17 protein-coding genes are annotated in these 20,915 nt (G+C 67.7%); 9 read left to right on the top strand and 8 right to left on the bottom strand.

What is annotated here, in order from left to right; all coding sequences use genetic code 11:
- From JSV65_17755 to JSV65_17720, 8 genes are all read left to right on the top strand, one after another.
- Positions 1–1,716, top strand: a 1,716-nt coding sequence (locus tag JSV65_17755; GenBank protein UCH34348.1) for a VCBS repeat-containing protein, incomplete at its 5' end; no start/stop codon positions are given.
- A 102-nt stretch (positions 1,717–1,818) separates the two neighbouring features.
- The gene (locus JSV65_17750) at positions 1,819–2,877 is read left to right on the top strand and encodes a hypothetical protein (GenBank protein ID UCH34347.1); all 1,059 of its coding nucleotides are present in this window, start codon (positions 1,819–1,821) and stop codon (positions 2,875–2,877) included.
- Between the two features lie 152 nt (positions 2,878–3,029).
- On the top strand, positions 3,030–5,093 hold the full coding sequence (locus tag JSV65_17745) for a right-handed parallel beta-helix repeat-containing protein (GenBank protein UCH34346.1): 2,064 nt from the start codon (positions 3,030–3,032) through the stop codon (positions 5,091–5,093).
- A 239-nt stretch (positions 5,094–5,332) separates the two neighbouring features.
- Positions 5,333–6,676 (top strand): phenylacetic acid degradation protein, encoded by a 1,344-nt coding sequence (locus JSV65_17740; GenBank protein UCH34345.1) that lies wholly within the window; start codon positions 5,333–5,335, stop codon positions 6,674–6,676.
- A 143-nt stretch (positions 6,677–6,819) separates the two neighbouring features.
- A complete protein-coding gene (locus tag JSV65_17735) occupies positions 6,820–7,899 on the top strand; it encodes an alpha/beta hydrolase (protein UCH34344.1) in 1,080 nt (359 codons plus the stop codon).
- Positions 7,900–7,920: 21 nt separating this feature from the next.
- Positions 7,921–8,769, top strand: coding sequence for a carbohydrate-binding family 9-like protein (locus tag JSV65_17730; protein ID UCH34343.1), 849 nt, complete (start codon positions 7,921–7,923; stop codon positions 8,767–8,769).
- Positions 8,770–8,918: 149 nt separating this feature from the next.
- The gene (locus JSV65_17725; protein ID UCH34342.1) at positions 8,919–10,343 is read left to right on the top strand and encodes an LPS-assembly protein LptD; all 1,425 of its coding nucleotides are present in this window, start codon (positions 8,919–8,921) and stop codon (positions 10,341–10,343) included.
- Between the two features lie 120 nt (positions 10,344–10,463).
- Positions 10,464–10,979: a small multi-drug export protein gene (locus JSV65_17720; protein UCH34341.1), complete on the top strand. Its 516-nt coding sequence runs from the start codon at positions 10,464–10,466 to the stop codon at positions 10,977–10,979.
- Between the two features lie 83 nt (positions 10,980–11,062).
- On the opposite strand, the gene JSV65_17715 is transcribed toward JSV65_17720, so the two are convergent.
- The 8 genes from JSV65_17715 to dnaA all read right to left on the bottom strand — a co-directional run bounded on the left by JSV65_17715 (position 11,063) and on the right by dnaA (position 19,715).
- Complete coding sequence (locus JSV65_17715) at positions 11,063–11,329, bottom strand: hypothetical protein (GenBank protein ID UCH34340.1); 267 nt, start codon at positions 11,327–11,329, stop codon at positions 11,063–11,065.
- Positions 11,330–11,421: 92 nt separating this feature from the next.
- Positions 11,422–12,564, bottom strand: coding sequence for a sodium:calcium antiporter (locus tag JSV65_17710; GenBank protein ID UCH34339.1), 1,143 nt, complete (start codon positions 12,562–12,564; stop codon positions 11,422–11,424).
- Between the two features lie 71 nt (positions 12,565–12,635).
- Positions 12,636–14,096: an RtcB family protein gene (locus JSV65_17705; protein ID UCH34338.1), complete on the bottom strand. Its 1,461-nt coding sequence runs from the start codon at positions 14,094–14,096 to the stop codon at positions 12,636–12,638.
- Positions 14,097–14,158: 62 nt separating this feature from the next.
- Complete coding sequence (locus JSV65_17700) at positions 14,159–14,719, bottom strand: hypothetical protein (protein UCH34337.1); 561 nt, start codon at positions 14,717–14,719, stop codon at positions 14,159–14,161.
- A 66-nt stretch (positions 14,720–14,785) separates the two neighbouring features.
- Positions 14,786–15,352, bottom strand: coding sequence for a DUF721 domain-containing protein (locus tag JSV65_17695; protein ID UCH34336.1), 567 nt, complete (start codon positions 15,350–15,352; stop codon positions 14,786–14,788).
- A gap of 8 nt (positions 15,353–15,360) precedes the next feature.
- Positions 15,361–16,512 carry a DNA replication/repair protein RecF gene (recF, locus tag JSV65_17690; protein UCH34335.1) on the bottom strand — a complete coding sequence of 384 codons (1,152 nt, stop codon included), beginning with the start codon at positions 16,510–16,512 and terminating at the stop codon, positions 15,361–15,363.
- Between the two features lie 313 nt (positions 16,513–16,825).
- Positions 16,826–17,932 carry a DNA polymerase III subunit beta gene (gene dnaN / locus JSV65_17685; protein ID UCH34334.1) on the bottom strand — a complete coding sequence of 369 codons (1,107 nt, stop codon included), beginning with the start codon at positions 17,930–17,932 and terminating at the stop codon, positions 16,826–16,828.
- Between the two features lie 409 nt (positions 17,933–18,341).
- Complete coding sequence (gene dnaA, locus JSV65_17680) at positions 18,342–19,715, bottom strand: chromosomal replication initiator protein DnaA (GenBank protein ID UCH34333.1); 1,374 nt, start codon at positions 19,713–19,715, stop codon at positions 18,342–18,344.
- Positions 19,716–20,550: 835 nt separating this feature from the next.
- Between dnaA and JSV65_17675 the strand changes: the two genes are divergently transcribed.
- Positions 20,551–20,915: hypothetical protein (locus JSV65_17675; GenBank protein ID UCH34332.1), on the top strand; the 365-nt coding region annotated here is incomplete at its 3' end.

The raw sequence follows: 20,915 nt of genomic DNA, 5'->3' as shown, positions 1-20,915 counted from the left end.
TCCGGGTTTGTGAGCGCCGCGCCGTGGGGCCCGGGCCGGATGAACCTGCTCTCTGCGGCGCGGCGGAGGGGCCAGTATCTGCTGTACCCGGACGTCGGGGCCCCCGGCAGGCCACGGATCGGAGAGCCGACGGAAATCCGGACCACCGCAGGCCCCATCGCGCTCGGCGAGACTTGTGGCGAGTTCGCCAAGTCCGTGCCGTCGCGCATCATTCCCTTCGACCTCGACGGCGACGGCGCGATGGACCTCATCATCGGCACCGATTTCTGGGAGGACTACTGGCCCGACGGCAAGCGCTGGGGCGACCGGGAGTACGTCCCGTACGACGCCGACGGCGGCTGGCGCGGCGGGCCGCTGCGCGGACACGTGTTCTGGCTGCGCAATATCGACACGAACGATGAACCGCGCTTCGCGCCGCCGCAGATGGTGCGGTCACAGGGCACGCCCGTCGAGGTGTACGGCACCGCCTCGCCGATACTCGCCGACTTCCGCGGAACCGGCCGCGCGGATCTCGTCGTCGGGGATTTCCTCGACCGCCTGCACTTTTTCCCCGCCGCGGATACGCCGGCCGAGTTCGGCCCCGGCTCTCCCGCGCGAAACGCCGACGGCGGCGAGCTGATCCTGCCGCAGAACATCCACTTGGGCTGCGCGGATGACTGGGACGGCGACGGCCGGACGGACGTGCTCGTCGGAGCGGAGGACGGCTACATCTACTTCTGCCGCAACGCCGGGCGCGAGTTCGGCGGCGTGCCCGCGTTCCATGAGCCCGCGCGCGTGCAGCAGACGTCGCCGCGGCTCAATGCGGGGTCGTGCGCCGTGCCGGCCGTCGGCGACCTCAACGGCGACGGGCTGCCTGACCTCGTCGTGGGCAACGCCGCCGGGCATTTGCTTTACTACCGCAATCTCGGCGAGCCGGGCCGGCCGCTGTTCGACAAGGAAGTCTATCTGCGCGCGGGCGGCGAGGTAATCCGCATCCAGGCCGGATACAACGGGTCTATTCAAGGCCCCAGCGAGGCGAAATGGGGATACACCTGCCCGGTTCTCCTGGACTGGGACGGCGACGGCCTGCTTGACATCCTCATCAGCGACATCTACGGGCATCACACCTGGTATCGCAACGTGGGCACGCCGACGGAGCCGGCCTTCGCGCCGGGGGCGAAGCTGACGTGCCGCGGCCAGCCGCTGGTGACGGTGTGGCGCGTGCGGCCGGCCGTCGGTGATCTCTTCGGAAACGGCGTCTCGTACATCTGCCTCGATGAGAACGCGCTGCTCGCCGCGTATCACAGGGCGGGCGAGACCGAGCTTGTGGACAAGTCGCTGCTGCGCTTCGCCGATGGCCAGCCGATTGGATTCACCGAGGAACACGGCGGCGGCCGGGGGCGCATGAAGTTCCGTCTGTGCGATTGGACGGAGAACGGCCTGCCGGATTTGCTCGTCGGCACGCACCGCAATGCGAGCATTCCGCCGGGGCCGGAGGGGATCCCGCGCCACGATATCAACCAGGCGACGGTGCTGCTGCTGGAGAACGTCGGGCGCCCGGGCGAGCCGGCCTTCGCCGCGCCGAGGTACGTGCTGTACAAGGGCAAGCCCATCCGGCTCGGCATTCACTCCTGCGCTCCGGAGGTGGTGGATTGGGGCGATGGCGAGCGTGGGCTGATCGTTGGCGCCGAGAGCGGGACTCTGCTCGACATGCGCCGGGAGCATTTGACCTGGTGAGGAGGCCGGGCGGCGCCTCTCGAATCCCCTCGCCGCGAACCCCCGATAGGACTCCGGTGATGCGCGGCGAAGTGTGGTGAGCATCCGCCGACGGAGATTCCCATGACCTCACGCGAGCGCATACTGACGACATTGCAGGGCGGCATCCCCGACCGCATCGGCCGTGCCGACGCCCCGTGGGCCGAGACCATCGCCCGTTGGCGCACCGAAGGCCTCGGCGAGGACGAGGACGTCGGCGCCAGGTTCGGCTTCGACTTCGGCGGCCTGCACTGGACCGACCTGTCCTTCCGCTTCCCCGTCGAGGTGGTCGAGGAAACCGACGAATACACCGTGCAGTGGGATGCCAACGGCGTGCTGCGCAAGGACTTCAAGCGCGAGAGCGGCCACACGCCGCAGTGGCTCGATCATAGGATTAAGACGCGCGCGGATTGGGAGGAACACAAGGAGCGCCTGGCGTGGTGCGACGACCGCATCAACCCCGATATCAAGCAGGCCTACGACAACTGCCGGCAGCGCGACCTGTTCACCCACTTCGCGGGGGTCGAGGCGTACGAGGCGACGTGGCCGGTGTGGGGGCAGGTCGGCGTCTTCACGCAGATGCTGGATGACCCCGACCTGGTGGCGGACTGCTTCGCGACCTACACCGACCTCATCATCGCCGCCGCGAGCCGCGTGCTGGAGATGGGCATTGACTACGACGGCGCGTGGTTCTACGGCGACCTGGGCTATCGCAACGCGACGCTGTTCTCGCCGGCGCTGTACGACCGGCTGCTGTTCCCCGAGCACAAGCGGATGTGCGACTTCTTCAACTCGCGCGGCAAGCCGGTGCTGTTGCATTCCTGCGGCAGGATTCAGGACTTGATTCCGCGCTTCATCGAGGCGGGGTTTGCGGCGATTCAGCCGCTGGAGGCCAAGGCGGGCCAGGACGTGCGCGAGTTGAAGCGGACCTACGGCAGCGCGATCACCTTCTTCGGCAACATAGACGTGCGCAAGATGTCCGCGACCAGAGACGAGCTGCGGGAGGAGCTGCTGTCGAAGCTCGCGGTCGCGGCCGAGGGCGGCGGCTACATCTACCACAGCGACCACTCCGTGCCGCCGACCGTGTCGTGGGACAACTACTGCTACCTGATGGAGCTGCTAGAGGAGCACGGGAGGTACTGAGGCGCTCGGGCTACGCTGGGAGCCGACATTGGAGCGCTGCCGCAAGTGAGTTCTTCCCGTATTCGGTAGCGGCATCTCCTTCCACCAGCGGAAAGGCTCACCGTGAAGAGGGCAGAAACAGCATACTCACACCTCAAGGGAGACACGGCATCATGACCACGATGGAGTTGGGCGCGTGCGCGGCGGCCGCGGTGCTGCTCGCCGGCGTCCTGTGCACGGCCATCGAGGCGGAGGCGACTCCGCGGACGACCCTCTACGTCGCCGCCGACGGCAGCGACAAGTGGTCGGGCCGGCTGCTCGAAGCGAACGCGAGCCGCACCGACGGACCGTTCGCGACCCTCGAGCGCGCGCGCGACGAAATCCGCGCCATGAAGCAGCGCGACGGTCTGCTCGCCGGCGGGATCGGCGTCGTCGTGCGTGGGGGCACCTACGAGCGGTCACAGCCCTTCGAACTCACCGCCGAGGATTCCGGCACGGCGGACGCCCCGATCGTCTATCGCGCCCTCAGCCATGAGGAGGTGCGCATCTCCGGCGGGAAGCGGGTGACGAATTTCGAGCCGGTCACCGACCCCGCGATCCTGGGGAAACTCGACGAGGCGGCGCGCGGCAATGTGCTCCAGGCGGACCTGGGCGCCCTCGGGGTCAGTGACTTCGGCGACGTCGCCGGCGGCGGGCTGGAGCTGTTCTTCCAGGAGCGCCCGATGACGCTGGCGCGCTGGCCGAACGAGGGGTTCACGCGTATTGTGGATGTCGTCGGCGGGGACCCGTACGATATCCGCGGCACGGTCGGCGACCGCGTCGGCAAGTTCGTTTACGACGGCGACCGGCCCGCGCGCTGGATTGACGAGAAGGATCCGTGGGTTCACGGCTACTGGTTCTGGGACTGGTCGGATCAGCGCCACAAGATCGAGTCGATTGACACGGAGAAGCGCGTCCTCTCCGTCGCGCCGCCGTACCACGGCTACGGTTACCGGAAGGGCCAGTGGTTCTACGCCTTCAACATGCTCACCGAGTTGGACGCGCCGGGCGAATGGTACCTCGACCGCGAGACGGGCGTTCTGTACTTCTGGCCGCCGGCGCCCATCGAGGACGGCGCGGCGGTGGTCTCCGTCATCCCGACGCTGGTGACGATGCGCGATACGTCCGACGTGACGGTTCACGGCTTAACGTTCGAGGCGGCGCGGGGCACCGCGGTGACCATCGCCGGCGGCACAGGCAGCCGCGTCGCTTGCTGCATTCTGCGCAACCTCGGCGGCAGCGCGGTGAGCGTTGCTGGCGGCGAAGCCAACGGCGTCGTGGGTTGTGAGATCTATCACACCGGCGGCGGCGGCATCAGCCTCAGCGGCGGCGTGCGCGAGACGCTGACCCCGGCGAAGCACTTCGCGGAGAACAACCACATCCACGACTACAGCCGCTGGTACCGCATGTACCACCCGGCGATTTCACTCGGCGGCGTCGGCAACCGCGCCTCGCACAACCTGATCCACGACGCGCCGCACATGGGGGTCGGCTTCAGCGGCAACGACCACCTCATCGAGTTCAACGAGATCCACCACGTCTGCATGGAGTCGAACGACGCCGGGGCGATGTACGCCGGACGCAACTGGACGATGCGCGGCACGGTGATTCGCCACAATTACCTGCATCACATCAGCGGGTTCGAGAACCGCGGGTGCGTCGGCGTCTATCTCGACGACATGTGGTGCGGCACGGAGATCTCGGGTAACGTCTTCTACCAGGTCACGATGGCGGCGTTCGTCGGCGGCGGCCGCGACAACGTCATCGAGAACAATATCTTCGTGGACTGCAAGCCGGCGGTGCACATAGACGCGCGAGCGCTCGGCTGGGCGGGCGACCACGTAGACACCACGATGAGGGAAGGCCTGCTCGCGATGCCCTACCAGAAGCCGCCGTGGAGCGAGCGTTACCCGAAACTCGTCAATATCCTCGACGACGACCCCGCCGCGCCGAAGGGTAACCTCGTCGCGCGGAATGTCTGCTCGGGCGGGCAATGGGATCATATCGAAGAGGCGGCCCGCCCGCTGACGACCTTCGAGGATAACCTGGTGGCCGAGGACCCGCATTTCGTGGACCGCGAGCAGATGAACTTCCAGCTCCGCGACGACTCGCCGGCATACGAGCTGGGGTTCAAGCGCATCCCGGTTGACAAGATCGGGCTGTACGGAGCCGGGCGGAGCGCGTCGCGGCCGCGGTGACGCCGCCGATGCGCGACTCGCGCTCGCCACGGGGAACAAAAGCATGGCGGGCTGCACCGAATTACCGGACGCATCGGCCGATGCCGCACCGGCGGAGGCGGCTCCGCAAGAGGGTTCGCGGGGATGATGCCGCGGCGCGGGGGGCGCGTGCGGTCATGCGCGCCCTAGAGGAACCGGAAGGAACACGCGCGCCCGCAGCGGGCGTGGCGTGACTTTACTAACAACGGGAGGCAGATGACATGAGGAGCTGGAGGCTAGGTGTACTGCTGACGGTGATGATCGCCGTCGTGGCATCCCTGAACTGGGGATGTGCCGCAGCGCAAGTGGCGACGGAGATCCCCGCCGAGAAAATGCTGTCGGCCTACGTGAACGCGCCCGACCCGGCGTTCGCGTGGGAGAAGGGGCCGGTCCAGGAGGACGCAACCGGGACGTTGGGCTCCATCGTACTGACCTCGCAGAACTGGCGGGGGATTACGTGGAAGCATCTACTGCGCGTGGCCAAACCCGCGGAAGTGAAGCACCCGGGCTGGATGGCGCTGTTCATCTCCGGCGGGTCGGGGGCGCCCGACCCCGGAAAGCCGCAAGGCGAGGACGGCCTCGCCGTCGCCCTGGCGCGCTCGACCGGGGCCGCCGCGGCGGTGCTCTACCAGGTGCCCAACCAGCCGCTGTTCGACGGGATGTACGAGGACGCGATCATCTCGCACACGTTCCAGGAGTACCTGAAGGACGGCGATCCGACGTGGCCGCTGTTGTTCGCGATGACCAAGAGCGCGGTGCGCGCGATGGACGCGTTGCAGCAATACGCCAAGCAGGAGTGGCAGTCCGACATTCAGAGCTTCATCGTCTTCGGCGGCTCCAAGCGGGGCTGGACGACGTGGCTGACCGCGGCGGCGGACGGCGGCAAGCGGGTCAAGGCGATCGCGCCCGCGGTGATTGACGTCCTCAACATGCGCGAGCAGATGCCGCACCAGCTCGAGCTGTGGGGGGCGTACAGCGTGATGATTGACGACTATTCGTCCAAGGGCCTGACGGAGAGCTTCGACTCGCCGCGCGGGGAAGCGCTGTGGAAAGCGGTGGACCCCTACACCTACCGCGCGAAGATCACCATCCCCAAGCTGATGCTGCTCGGCACCAATGATCCGTACTGGGCGACGGACGCGCTCAATCTCTACTGGGACGGTCTCGTCGGCCCGAAGAACGTGCTCTACGTGCCCAACGCCGGCCACGGCCTGAACGACCCGGTGCGCTTGCTCAACACGCTCGGCGCGTATATCCGCACGGTGGCAGCCGGTGAGAGCATGCCGGAGATCGCGTGGACGAGGAAGATTGAGGGCGACACGTTGACGATCACCGTCCGGGCGCCTGAGGCGAAAGGCGCGCGGGCGTGGGTGGTGACGGCGGACAACCTGGACTTCCGTCCTGAGAAGTGGGAATCGCAGGACATGGAGGGCGGCGACGGCGTCTATTCGATCGCGATCAAGCGCCCGGCGGACAAGAATCTTGCCGCCTTCGCCGAGGTGGACTTCGCGGATGACGGCAAGCCGTTCACCCTCTCGACGCAGAACGCGATCCTGAGGAAGTAGCGCAGGCCGACTCGTCCTGGCCCGCGCGCTGCTTCGTGCGGGCCAGGGCGCCGGTTCCGCGAGGGGGCGCTCGACGGCGCGTGCGCTAAGGGGTGCAGCTACGCGCGCCGTCCCGTCGTTTGCAGCGTGGGAAGGGGCTCGGGATGAACCAGCCTCAGCGCACGCGCCCAGCGCCGCGGATGCGCACCATTGCCGCGCTCGCGCTCCTCGCGGGGCTGATTCCGCTTGCGTACGTCAGCCCGGCGGAACGATCGCTGTTGGCACGCTTTCGCGCGCTGAACGCCGACGCGTCTCCCGCGCCCGACATGGCGCGCCACCCGAACCTGCGGTATGCGGATCTGCCCGGCATCGACCCCAACCTGCTCAGCCTCGACATTTACGCTCCGAGCGCAGCCATCAAGTGCCCCGTGCTGGTGATGATTCACGGCGGCGGCTGGCGCCTCGGCGACAAAGCGAACCGCGCGGTGGCGGACCTCAAGTCGCGCCATTTCGTCGGCCAGGGATACGTCTTCGTCAGCATCAACTATCGCCTGTCGCCGGCAGTGAAGCACCCGACGCACGTGCAGGACGTCGCGAGAGCCATCGCCTGGGTGCACGGCAACATCGCCCGCTACGGCGGCGATCCGGCTCGGATTTCCGTCATGGGTCATTCCGCCGGCGCCCACCTTGCCGCGCTCGTCGCCACTGATGAGTCGTATCTCGATGCCGAAGGGAAATCCCTGCGCATCCTCAGTGGCGTGATTCTCCTCGACGGCGCGGGGTACGATCTGGCGCGGCACATCAACGACCTGGGCGGCGGGCGGGGGATGCGGTGGCTCTACGAAGGCGCGTTCGGCTCGGATGAAGCGGCGTGGCGCGATGCGTCGCCGGTCACGCACATCGCGCCCGACAAAGGCATCCCGCCCTTCCTCGTCTTCCACGCCGGCGCGCGGATCACGAGTGCGACGCTGTCCCGGGAGTTCGCCGAGGCGCTGGCGAAGGCCGGCATCGCCGCGCGCACGGTGCACGCGGCCGATAAGAGCCACCGGACGATCAACGCGGACATCGGGAAGCCGGGCGACTGGGTGACGCTGACCATCATGGGTTTCCTCGCGGGCGAATCGCCGGACAAGCCTCGCCCCGGAGAAGCCAGTGCCAGCGCGCGCCGCCTCCGCCTTGTCATCTCCGGCGCTTTTGTGATAACCTGCCGCACGGTAGGGGAATCAGGGGCGCGGTGTCGTTGACTGCCGCTTTGGAGGTTGGCGATGACCGAACCATCCGCACAGCCCGCTTCACCCAGGCGAAACTGGGCGCTCATAGCTCTCATCCTTGCACTGCTCGCCGTGGTGGTCATCGCGGCCATCACCAGGCCGCGTGCGAAGCCGCCCGGCACGTCGCCCGCTCCCACTGCTGGGCCAACGGAGGAAACCAAGATGGAACTCCCGACCTGCACCGTGCTCCGCACGCCGGAGCCGATCAGGGTTGACGGCGTGCTCGACGAGGCCGTGTGGCGCCGCATCAAGCCGGTCGGCGCTTTCATGCTCCACGACGGCAGCGCCGCCCCCGATTTCGAGACCGAGGCGAAGCTGTGCTGGGACGATACGTATCTCTATGTCGCGTTCACATGCGTGGACAACGACATCTGGGGCACGTACACCAAGCGCGACGAGCCGTTATACGATGAGGAAGTGGTCGAGATCTTCCTGAATCCCACCGGCGACCTTGTGAATTACTTCGAACTCGAGGTCAGCCCACACAATGTCATCTGGGATGGAAAGATACACAATCCCGACGACACGCCCAAGACCATGACGGGTGAGCCGGAGTGGGACTGCGCGGGCCTGCTCACCGGCGTGCGCGTCGTGGGCACGCTCGACGACCGCACGGATCTCGATCAACTGTGGTCGGTCGAGATGGCCATCCCGTTCGCCGGCATAGGACGAGAGCCCCCCGCCGACGGCCAGGAGTGGCGCGGGAACCTGTATCGCATCGACCGCGGGGAGAAGGACGAGTATTCCTGCTGGTCGCCGCCGCAGGCGCCCGGCGAGCAGCCGGCCTTCCACATTCCATCGCGCTTCGGGCGGTTCATCTTCTCGGCGCAGGAGGCGAAGTAACGCCCTTGGGTGTTGACCGCTCTGGTCGGGATGCCTCCCTTCGGCGCTCACGGGGCGAGGCGGCGCGTTCGCGGTCTGAGCGCGCGGTTCGGGGGCGTCGTGCACTCCGCTCACGAAGCGGCTCGCGGCTTAGGGGTGCTTGCAGCCTCTTGTCCCGCGCTGCCACCTGCGTGGTGCTGCTTTCCATCCCGGCGTCCGCGGCAGGGAATGACGAACTCCTCATCGAGCGCAAGTATCGCATGACGGCGCGCGAGGCGACGGTTGACCTCGAGCGCCGCCGCGCCCGGGCGGAGGGTGACGCCGTCCTCGCATATGAGCAGGCAGGGGTCGAGTTCCGCGCGGACGTCATTGACGTCGACCTCGAGGCCAAGTCCGTCGCCGCAGCCGGCAACGTGCGCCTCTTGCAGGGCGACAACCGTCTGTTCGCCAGCGCGGTTGATTACGACCTGAACGAGCGCACCGGCTCCCTGCAGCAAGCCCACGGCCAGGTGCAGGGCGTCTACTTCGCCGCAGAATCCCTGCGCGCGACCCCCGATCAGTTCGTGCTCACCAACGGATCATTCACCACCTGCGACCGGAGCGATCCGGATTACGCGGTGACCGCGCAGGAGATTATCGTGCGCCCGAACGACAGGGTTTTCTCCCGCAAGGCGGCGCTGTGGTACAAGGGCCGGCGGGTGGTGCGGCTGCCGAACTGGAGCTTCTCGATTGCCGAGGCCCGCCCTGCTGCGCCGCTCGTCCCCATCGGCGGCTACAGCAGCCGCGACGGCGTCTTCGCCGGCGCGCATTACCGGCTGTTCTCGTCAGCGTCATCGGGGGCCGACCTCGAAGCCCGCTACACAACGTCCCGCGGGGTCCGCGCGTACGCGCTCGGCGAACTCCGCCCCGCCTGGGGTCGGGTTTACGCCACCGTCGGCCGCCGTCAGGACCTGACGGGCGCGGACCTCGGCCTATTCGCGCCGGTGACGCCGACACGCGACTTCGCGCTCGACCGTCTCCCGGAAATCGCCATCGAGCCGAACGCTGTGCCGCTCGGCGAATGGGGCAGCGCCGGCGCGCGGATCGCCGCCGGACAGTACGTCGAGTTCCCGACCGACGTCAGGGCGTCGCGCGCCGTCGCAGACTTCCACGTCGAGGGTCGCACGCGCGATATCGGGGGCGGCGTATCCATGCGCCCGCTCGTCGGCGTGCGCCGGGCGTGGTACGATTCCGGCCAGGACCGCAGCGCCGTCGCCTACGGCATCAACTTCGAACTACAGCCCAGCGAGAATCTGGCGCTGCGCGCCCGGTACCTGCGCCGCGACGGGCGCGGCGACGGACCCTTCGCCTTCGATGCCATCGAGATCGCGCGCGAGCTGGGCCTCGGCGTGGCGGCGCGGATCGGCCCCGGCTGGCGCGCCGAAGTCCTCGCCCGCCGCGACCTCGATCGCGGCGACTTCCCCGCTCTCGACGTATCCATCATCCGCGTCGCCCACTGCCTGGAATACGGCCTGACGTGGCGCAAGGTGGGTCGCGAGTTGGGCATCCGCGTGGGTCTCGCGGCGTCAGGGCAAGTGGAGGCGACGGGCTGGTAGTCGGCTGACCCTCTACGCTGCGGTTCAATCCGAACCTCGGACGGGCAGGCCCGCAAGCTGGTATAATCCTTGCGGCAGGCGCGATTGCCGCCTGACGCACCGCGGCGGCGCAATCACGATATGGAAGACACCGTTCACGGCCTCTCTCGCTGGATTACCGGGCTGAACCCCGTGCTGGCGGTCGCCCTGGTCTCAGCCCTGCCCTGGATCGAACTCCGCGGCGGGATCCCCGTCGGCATTGCGCTGCTGGGACTGCCGGCGTGGAAGACCATTGCCGCGGCGCTGGTGGGGAACAGCCTGGCGGTCACGCCGATTGTGCTCGGCACGAAGCTGTACGAGAAGCGACTGGAGCGAGTGCGCTGGTTGCGCTGGCTGTTGAACTGGAGCTTGTCGCGCGCTCGCCGGCACGAGCAGGTCGTCAACCGCTACGGCTCAATCGGGCTGGCGCTGCTGGTGGCGATCCCCGTCCCCGGCACCGGCGCGTGGACCGCGACCGCGGTGTCCATCCTCGTCGGCATGCGCCTGGGCCCGACCCTTGCGGCGATATACGGCGGGCTCGTGATCTGCGCGGCGGTGGTCTACGCCGCGACCGCCGGCGTCATCGGCGGCGCGAGCCTGATCATTCCGCCCAAGTGACAGCGAGGCTCGTGTGCTCCGCGCGCTGGCCCCCATGCCACCTCGCCGCACCCGGGCAAGCTTGGCTGCGGGCCGGCCGGCACCTACCCCGGCGGGAAGTCGTTGATCTGCGGCCGCGGCTGGAGTTCCTCAACGGCTACCTCTCCCGTCGCGTAGAGGTCAACTCGGGACATGAACCGCGCCTCGTCGTATTCCTCGTAGGGGTACTCGCAGACGTCCTCGAGGTGGGCGACGATGCCATCCGGCCCGAGCTTGCACTCGACCTTGTTGCACAGGTACCACACCGTCTCCGCCCGGACATGGTAGCGGTACCTCGGCGCGTATCGCTCGTAGCCTTCTCGCCAGGCCATGATGTTGCTGCTCCCGAGCGCGAGCCGCCGCCGGCGCTTCCCTGCGCCGACAATTGCGACGCCTTGCCAGAGATGTCGAACCGATCCGGCGCTCACACGCCCACGATGAGAGGAATGAGGAACCCCAGATAGAGCGCGCCCCCGACGAGCAACACTGCGGGATGGAGGCGAACGCGCTCCGCCTGGCCCGCATTCGCCGCCGTTATCCGCGGCGCAAGCAGCACGGCGAACAACATCCACAGCCCGGCAACGAGGGCAATGGCCACCGACCGCAGCGCAGCCTGCGGCTGTCCTGCAGGGGCGAGCAGCTGCCACGACGTAAACGCCAGGCCGACGCTGACCGGGAACGAACTCTGAAACACCATGGCGCCGGTGATGTTGCCCAGCGCGTAGGTGTCCTTGCCCTGGCGCATCCACACGATGCTGTTGAACTTCTCGGGCAACTCGGTCGCGACGGGGGCGATGACGAGCGCGACGATCAGCGGGGCGACCCCGAGGGCCTCGGAGGTCTGCTCCGCAGCGCCGACGAAGATGTACGCCCCGCCGATGATGCCGCCGAGGGCCATCAGCACCTGACTGAAGATGACACGCAGGCGCGGCGTGCCGTTGGCGACCGTGCTCAGGCGTTCGAGATACCCGTCCTGCCCCTCGCCATCCTCGCGCCGACATACCCACCGCGCGAGCAGCCGCTGAAAGCGGAGCGCATGCACATCGGACTCGCAGGCGACTGTGTCCGCGAACGTCTGGCGCAGATAGACGGCGTAGCCGCCGAGTAGCGCGAAGCAGACGATGAGATGGAGCACACGCCCCGGCGCGAACGATACGAGCGTGGCGCTGGTATACATGATGAGGAAAAAGATGATATCCCGCGCCATCACGTGACGGCTGACGACGATGTGGGCGCCCTCCGGCCGGCGCCGCGCGTACACCACGGCCGCCAGGCCGGTCACAAACATGGCCAGCGTGCCGAGCATGAACGGCGCGCCGAGGATCGCGCCGATGCCGATTTCGTGCCCTGTCTCGCCGCCGGCGATGAGGATGGCGACGAAGGGAATCAGGGTTTCCGGCAGGGCGGTGCCGACGGCAGCGAGCACGCTGCCGACAGCGCCTTCGGCGAGGCTCAGGCGATGGCCGAGCCACTCGATGCCGTTGGTGAACAGCTCGGCGGAGGCGAGGATGACGAGCAGGCTCGCCAGCAGCGTCAGTATGGTGCTCGCTTCGAGGTGCTGTTCCATTCCCAGTCAGCGGCGTCCGCGCGGGTCAAGCGCGCAGCCGGCTGCGCGTCCCCGAGGGGAACGGCACCGCGTCAGCCCTTCATCACGCCGAGCGGCCGCATGCGGGCGACCCGGCGCGAGAGGCCGGCGCACTCGCACGCCTCCGCGACGACGTCCACGTCCTTGTACGCCGCGGGCATTTCCTCGGCGACGATGTTCCTGCTCGCGGCCCGCACGTGGATCCCCTGGTCCGCGAGTTCCTTAATGATGTCGCGATCCCGCGCCGTGCGGATCGCTTGCTTGCGGCTCATGAGGCGCCCGGCGCCGTGACACGTCGAGCCGAACGTCTCGCTCATCGCCTGCGGGATGCCGACGAGCAGGTATGAATGCGTGCCCATGTCGCCGGGGACGATCACGGGCTGACCCACTCCCGCGTAATCCCGCGGGACGTCCGGGTGGCCCGCCGGGAAGGCGCGCGTCGCGCCCTTGCGATGCACGCAGAGCTTGCGGCGCTTGCCCGCGGCCTCGTGCTCCTCGATCTTGGCGATGTTGTGAGCGACGTCGTATACGACCTGGAGGCCGATCTTGGCGGGGCCGGCGCCGATGGCGCGGGCGAACGCCTCGCGTACCCAGTGCGTGATACAGGTGCGATTCGCCCACGCGTAGTTGGCGGCGCAGGCCATGGCGGCGAGATACTCGCGCCCTTCCGGCGAGGTCACCGGCGCGCACGCGAGCTGGCGGTCGGGGAGGTCAAGCGCGTACTTCTGCATGGCGCGCTGCATTATCGCGAGTGCGTCGTCGCAGACCTGGTAGCCGAGGCCGCGCGACCCGGTGTGAATCATAATCGTGACCTGGCCGACGTCCTCGATGCCGAAGGCGCGCGCGACATTCTCGTCATAGATGTCGCACACCTCCTGCACCTCGAGGAAGTGGTTGCCGGCGCCGAGCGTGCCCAGTTGCGGCCGGCCGCGCTTGCGGGCGCGCTCGGTGAGCGCGCCCGGGTCCGCGCCCTCAAGGCGGCCGCCGTCCTCGATATGCTCGATGTCCTCCGGCCAGCCGTAGCCCGCGCCGACCGCCCAGCGCGCCCCCTGCTGGAGCACGCGGCGCAGCTCCGCTTCGTCGACGCGCACCCGTCCCTCGGAGCCGACGCCGGAGGGGACGTCGCGGAAGATCTGGTCAATTACCGCCCGCAGCTTGGGCGCGACGTCGTCGCGGCGCAGGTCGGTGCGCAGCAGGCGCACGCCACAGTTGATGTCGTAGCCGACGCCGCCGGGAGAGACGACGCCCTGTTCGATGTCCGTCGCTGCGACACCGCCGATGGGAAAGCCGTAGCCGTAGTGGATATCGGGCATGGCGACGGCATTGCCGACGATGCCCGGCAGACAGGCGACGTTCGCGATTTGCTCCGGCGACTGGTCGGACTTGATGTCGCGTATCATCTGCGCGGAGGCGTAAACGATGCCGTCCGTGCGCATCTGCGGCTTGTAGCTGCGTGGGATGCGGTAGCGACAGGGCCCCGCTTCCTCGAGCGGGCCGTTCCACACGTTGCTCATCGGTTCTCACCCCCGCACGGCATTCGGCATTACCCGTCGGCACCTCGCGCCGACCACGCCCCTCAGCGGCGCGCCCGCAGAAGTCGGAAGCTGTCGCGCGCGCGCGCGAACTGCTCCTTGAAGCGCTCGCGGTCCGACGAGGCGCACAACGTCACGACGTCGTAGGCCAGCCGCTCGCGCGGCAGCAGGAGCACGCGCGTCCCCAAGTAGCTATCCTCGACCGTCACGGTCCATTCCTGTTCATCTCCGCGTTCCGCAACCCGCACCATCTCGATCTCGAGGAAGCGCGGCGCCAGGTCGTCGTAGTACCGCTCCATGAAGGCCTTGGGCGTCTCCTGCTCGCGCATGCGGTGAGCGCGAACGACGATCATTCCCACGGCCTTCGGCTGGTTCGGGGAAATCGGCACCTCCTCGACAAACATGCTGAGGGGCAACATCTCGGCGCTCGCCTGGGGGGGCTCAGAAGCGCTGAAGGCGGCCGGATAGAGCACGCGATAGGGATGCGTGGAGAACGCCTTCGGCTTCCCCTTGTACGCACGATACTCACCGCTACAGCCGCCGACAACCACCGCGGCAAGGAGAGCCGCGGTGATAATGCACGCCATTCGCTGGTGGATGGCCATACGCCGATGCCTCCTACGGTTCCCGGTCCGCCGCGTGACACGCGGCCACGCAGCGAGTGTAGCACGCTAGCGCCCTGCGGCGCAAGCCGAGCACGTGCGTCCCGGAGCGGCAAGGGGGCGGCCACAGCGCGGACACCGCCGGCGACCTTGGGTGTCGCGCAGGCGCCTCAGGCGCAGCAGGCCTGCGGCGGCACGGCGCACCTTGGCTCGCAGCTCGGGGTCCGTGACGCTCGCGGCGATTTCGCGAACGCGCTCCTGCTCCTCGCGCGTCAGCGGCGGCAGGGCGCTGCGGCGCTCCGTGCTGTCACCGGCGTCGCGCGCCGCGGCCGTCCGCTTGTCGCGGACGGTCACGCGCACGTGCATCTCGCGCAGCACCTCCTCGCCGAGGCGCGCGTTAAGCGCCTCGAGGATCGCCGCGCGCATCAAGTGCAGCGTCTGCGCCCAGACGTGATTCGCGACCCCCACGAGCAGCACGCCGTCCCGAACGCGGATCGGCCAGGCGTTGCGCGCGATATCCTTGCCCACCACCTCGGCCCATACGCTCAGTGCGCCCCACTGTCGCGCCCGCCGGGCCAGATTGTGACGCCGCATGACGTCGTCGAGCACTTCGCCAAGCCGCCCGCGCTCCAGCATGTCTCACCTCACCCCATCGGCGTCACCGACCCGCCGGCGACGCGCAGCGTCATCGCCGCAGCCCGCACGCCCGGCGGAACCGACTCGACGTCAGTCGCGGCAACGATGGTCTGCCCCGCCGAGCCGAGCGTCTCGAACAGCCCGGCGCGGCGCTCGCTGTCGAGTTCGGAGAGCACGTCGTCGAGCAGCAGTACCGGTGGCTCGCCGACGGTCTGCGCCACGACCGCCAGCAGCCCGAGGCGGAGGGCGATCGCGGCGGTGCGCTGCTCGCCCTGCGACCCAAAGCGGCGCAGATCCACCGCGCCGCCTACGATCTCAAAGTCGTCCCGGTGCGGCCCCGAGAGCGTGATGCCGAACTCGGTTTCCTTGCCTCGCCCCTCGGTCAGCGCGCGCGCGAGCCGGTCGCGCACGCGCCGCCGCAGCTCCTGGGCGTCGGGCGCTCCGGAGGTGATGCCGGGCCACGCGTCTTCCTCGCCTAACGCCGGCCGGTAGCGCAGTTCGAGGGCATCCGCCATGCCTGTGAGCTTGCGGTACGCCTGGTCGCCCTCCGCGGCGACCGCGCTCAGGAACGCCGCTCGTTTTTCCACCACCACGGCGCCGAAGCCGGCGAGCTGCTCGTCCCACGACGCCAGCTCCCCCGGCGGTCGCGAACCGTCCCGGATCTCCTTGAGCAGGCGGTTGCGCTGGTCCACAACGCGCCGATAGCGCACGAGATTCCAGTAGTACGACCGGCTCAATGCCCCGAGTTCGGCGTCGACAAAGCGGCGGCGCGCCGATGGATCTCGCTTCACCACATCGAGGTCGTCAACCGTGAACAGCACGAGGCCGACCAGGCCGATCAGGTCCGCCAGACGCCGCGTGGTCCCGTTGATCTTGATCTGGCGGCCCTTCGGCGTCAGCGTCGCCTCCAGCTCGAGGTCGCCGCGGACCTCCGTGGTGAGCCGAGCCGTGGCGCGCGCGCTGTCCTGCCCCCAGCGGATCACCTCGACGTCGGATGCCCGGCGCGGCGAGCGCCCGAGGCACGCCAGCGCGATCGCCTCAAGCAGGTTCGTTTTGCCCTGCGCATTGGCGCCAATCAGCAGCACCCACCTCGCGCCTAACGTCAGCTCCAGTTCGCGATAGCTGCGGAAGTTCCACAGGCGCACTGTTTCAAGCTTCATCTACTCACCGTCGGGTCACGTAGCTCCTCTTCGGCATGGGTTGGGCTCCGCCGCCATCCACGAGCGCTTGGGACGTGAGACACAGGCCGCCGTCGCTTCTCGGAGCCGGCGGGGGAACTGCATCAGGGATTTGTCGCCCACGGGATTCCCCGACGGGCGGCCGCCGCAAGCGGCGACCAGCGGCCGGTGTCTCGGGCCGACTCCGCGGGAGCCCATCGCGGGCGAGGGCCCGTCGCTGAGCGGCGGCACGCCGCTCCACCGCATGGGGCAGGCACAGCACCGCACGACGGGCGAGTCGGCGGAGGCCCGGGCGCTATGTCAACTGCATGGGCATGATGATGTATAGGTACGCCGACTCCCCCACCGGCTTGAGGACGCCTGGGCTCAAGGGGCCGGTGAGGTCCATCTGCACTCGTTCCTCGGTGATGACCTCGAGCGCCTCGATCAAGTACTCGGCGTTGAAGGCGATCTCGGCCTGCTCGCCTTCCAGCTCGATCGGGACTTCCTCGTGAGCGCGGCCGATCTCCGCGCTTTCCGCCTCGATCAGCAGACCAGACGGCTGGAGCCGCAACACGACCTTGTTGGCGTCGGCGCGCGCGACGATGTCCGCTCGGCGCACGGCGGCAAGCAGTTCCTGGCGGTCCGCGCGTATGGTGTGCTCCGCCTCGGTGGGGATGACCCGTTCGTAGTTCGGAAATTGCCCCTCGATAATGCGCGAGGTGACGACGACGCGGTCGAGGTCGAACACGGCCTGGCTTTCTCCGAGGTGGACGCGTACCGTCGGCTCGGGATCGGCTGACAGCGACCGCAGGACCTCGCGCAGCGCGCGGGCGGGTACCACTGCGGAAGCTTGCTCCGCCGGGCCATCCTGCACCACCACGTTGTCCAGCGCGAGCCGGTGCATATTCGTTGCGACCAGGCTGAGCTTCTGCCCGTCCCACGTCATCAGGATGCCGGCGAGGATGGCGCGGGTCTCGTCGGCGGACGCCGCGAACTCCGTCGTCCGTAGGACTCGCCGCAGCTCGCTGTGCGGCAGGGTCAGATTGATGCCCCCGCCGGCTTCCGGCAGCGACGGGAACTCCTCGGCCGCCAGTCCTTGAATGGAATACTTCGAGCTGCCGCAGGTCAGAGCAATGGCGTTCCCATCGTCGGTGGCGATCTTGACCTCGGCCTCCGGCAGGCTAGCTACGACCTCGTTGAGAATCTTGGCGGGGAGTGTTAGCGCTCCGTCCTCGGTGTCCTCCGCCGGAATGGCGCAGTCCACCCACATCTCGAGATCGCTCGTCAGCAGTCGCAGCCGGTCACCACTGACTTCGAGCAGCACGTTGCTCAGTATGGGCAGCGTACTTCGGCCGGTCACCGCGCGGGACACCAGTTGGAGCGCATCGGAGAGTAGTCCGCGACGACTGGTGAGCTTCACTGTGTTCCTCCTGCCGAGCCATTGACGTATTTCTATGCAAGCAACAGGCGTCAGAGCACGATGTGTGTGCAGCCGGCGCCAAGAGATTATATAGATATGATTCTCTAATAATAATAATAATCCTGTGAAACCTGGGGATATTCAGCACACGCCGCACGCGAGACGCGAGGCGAGCGGTGGACATCCTGTGAGACACGCGAGCGGCCTATCCCCGGCCGTCCACCTTTACCCCGCGACTCGCGGCGCGGTCGCTGGATTCCCAGGCTTGCCCACGGCATCGTCCACAGTCGCGGCACACCGTCGCGCCGTCGTCCATCAGCGGGAGCCGCGTGACGCAAGAAGCGTGTCGGCAATCCATACCTGGCGCCAGGCCTGCCGTGGCGTACGGTGCGCGACGAAAGCACGCGCCTTAGCGCGGAGTCAGGACGTTGGTAAGCTCGTTGAGTACCGCGCGGAGCTGGGGGTCCGCCTGGGCGCGTTCGCGCACTTTGTTGCACGCGTGGATGACCGTCGAGTGGTCTTTGCCGCCGAAGCGCTTGGCGATCTCGGGGAAGGAGGCGTTGAGGAGTTCGCGCGCGAGATACATGGCGAGCTGGCGCGGGAAGACGACCTCGCGAGTGCGCTTGCGCGCCGTCATGTCGCTGAGGCCGATGTGAAAGTGCTCGGCGACCACCTCCTGGATGAGGCTGATGCTGACGGGGCGCAGGTAATCGCCGACCGAGTGGTCCTTGAGCTGCTCCATTGCGAGATGCAGGGTGATAGGCTGGCCGGTGAAGGAGGCGGCGGCGGTGACCTTGGTCAAGGCGCCCTCGAGGATGCGGATGTTGGATTGCACCATGTTCGCAATGTACCGGGTGACGTCGTCCGGCACTTGTGCCCCGTCAAGGCTGGCCTTGCGCTGTAGGATCGCCATGCGCGTCTCGAGGTCCGGGGGCTTGATGTCGGCAATCAGGCCCCACTCGAAGCGCGAGCGCAGGCGCGCGTCCATGACCTGCAGCTCCTTGGGCGGACGGTCGCTGGTGATCACGACCTGGCGCCCGGTCTCGTACAGCGCGTTGAAGGTCTGGAAGAACTCCGCCTCCGTGCGCTCCTTGGCGGCGATGAACTGGATATCGTCCACCAGCCACAGGTCAACGTCGCGATAGCGACTGCGAAAGGCGCCGAAGCGATCCTCGCGGATCGAAGTGACGACGTGATAAGTAAAGGTATCGCCGGTGACATAGGCGACGTTGAGGTCGGGGCGACTCGCGAGCACGTAATGCCCGATCGCGTGCATCAGGTGCGTCTTGCCGAGGCCGACCCCGCCGTAGATGAAGAGAGGATTGTACGAGCGCGCCGGCGCTTTAGCGACGGCGAGGGCGGCCGCCTGGGCGAACTGGTTGCTCTTGCCGACGACGAAATTGTCAAAGGTATAGCGCGGGATGAGCGGCGTCGGAGCGAAGTCGTCGCCGCGCCGCTGATCGGCGGCACCACGCGGCGCCGGAGGGGGAGTCGGTTCGGGCTCTGCGGGCAGGCCGAGGTCGAGCTGCTGCACGATGAACTGGATGCGCACGGGCCGGTCGAGGAGACGCGCTGCTTCGTCACGCAGGTGATGCGCCGCCTTGCGCTCCAGCCAATCTCGCGCGAAGGCGCTGGGAACGCCGATGCGGAGACACTCCTCGTCCAAGGAAATGGGAGCGATGTTCTTCAGCCAGCGTTTGAGCGCCGCGCGCGACAGCGTAGATTCCAAGCTCGCGATGAGCTGCGGCCACAGTTCGGACAGGACGTCAGCCGAGCGACCCATGGTTGCGGATCCTCCTCAGTAACTGATCATCCCAACGGGGCGCTTACGGACCTCGGACACTGGGGGGAGCAGGCCCGAACCGTTACAAGGGACAGGCCGAGGGCGCTCGGCTTGAGGCGGCGTCTGGCACTGGTGCGGTCGGTGCTGTATGAAGGCGACGAGTGTGGCGGCGAGAATTGCGATAAAGTGCCCTTCGGCCTGCCCCAGAATCACTGCCTCTCGTGCGCAAGCCGAATGGGTTCGTGCTGCCGGCCCCGGCTCGGCGGGCCGAGAGCCTTGCGAGATGATTGCGTGTTCTCTTGCGCCTCGACCTTCGCCCGGCCGAGGCGCAGACGCCTGCGCCGTCGTATCCTAATGCCCGTACTGCCCGTCGGGTTTGCGTCTGCTGCGGGACGATGGAATAAGTGCGAGCGACCTCCTTCGGATGCCTTCCTGCAAGGCGGATTCAGAGATTATGCACAAGGATATCCACAATTGTGGATATGGGCTCTGGATATTCGGCGCCAACCGTCCGTCGGCTCGTTAAGCGACCGCTCTCGGCTACACCCAGGACAACCCCACAACCATCACCGAAAGCGCAACCGACGTTGCGTAGGACAGGCGCCGTCCCCCCGAACAGCTTTCAACTGGAGCAATAGTGCGACTCGCCCAAGCGCGTATCAATGCTTTCGCATTAGCGCGCGCAAATCCCTCTTGCTGCGCGAAAAATTTTTCGACAGCAACGGCTTGGTCATCTTGCATTACCGCTTGCATCACCGCAGGGCTGCTGGCGCTTTATTGACCCCATCCGCCATCCACACTATAATCATGGCGGACGAGGCATCGCACACCGAGCATGACCCACACGCCCAGCGTCAGGCCTAAGGTCGCAACTGCCCGCGCCGTCGTCAGCGGCGCTTGTGCCGCCGCCGCATGCGGCGGCATCATTGCCTTCACCGCAACGACACGGTACCCCTTGTCGCTCGACGCGCCATCCTCCATCTTCGTCATCGCCGCCATCTGGTTCGGAACCGCGATCATCCTCTCCGCCGCCTCCGCCGCCGCGCTGCGATACGCCGGGAGAACCTGGGGCTCGGCGCTAAGCGCGGATGCGCTGACCTACCTGCCGCTCCTCCTGCTGTGGGCCGTCATCATCCTGCCTGTCGCCGAGCGCGCCGCCTTCCGACTGTTCTGGGCTGCGGTTGCGGCGGTGGGTGTGGG

The organism is Armatimonadota bacterium (assembly GCA_020354555.1).
GTDB lineage: Bacteria > Armatimonadota > Hebobacteria.
Note: the sequence above shows the minus strand (reverse complement) of the source record. Positions and strands in the feature narration are given on the sequence as shown.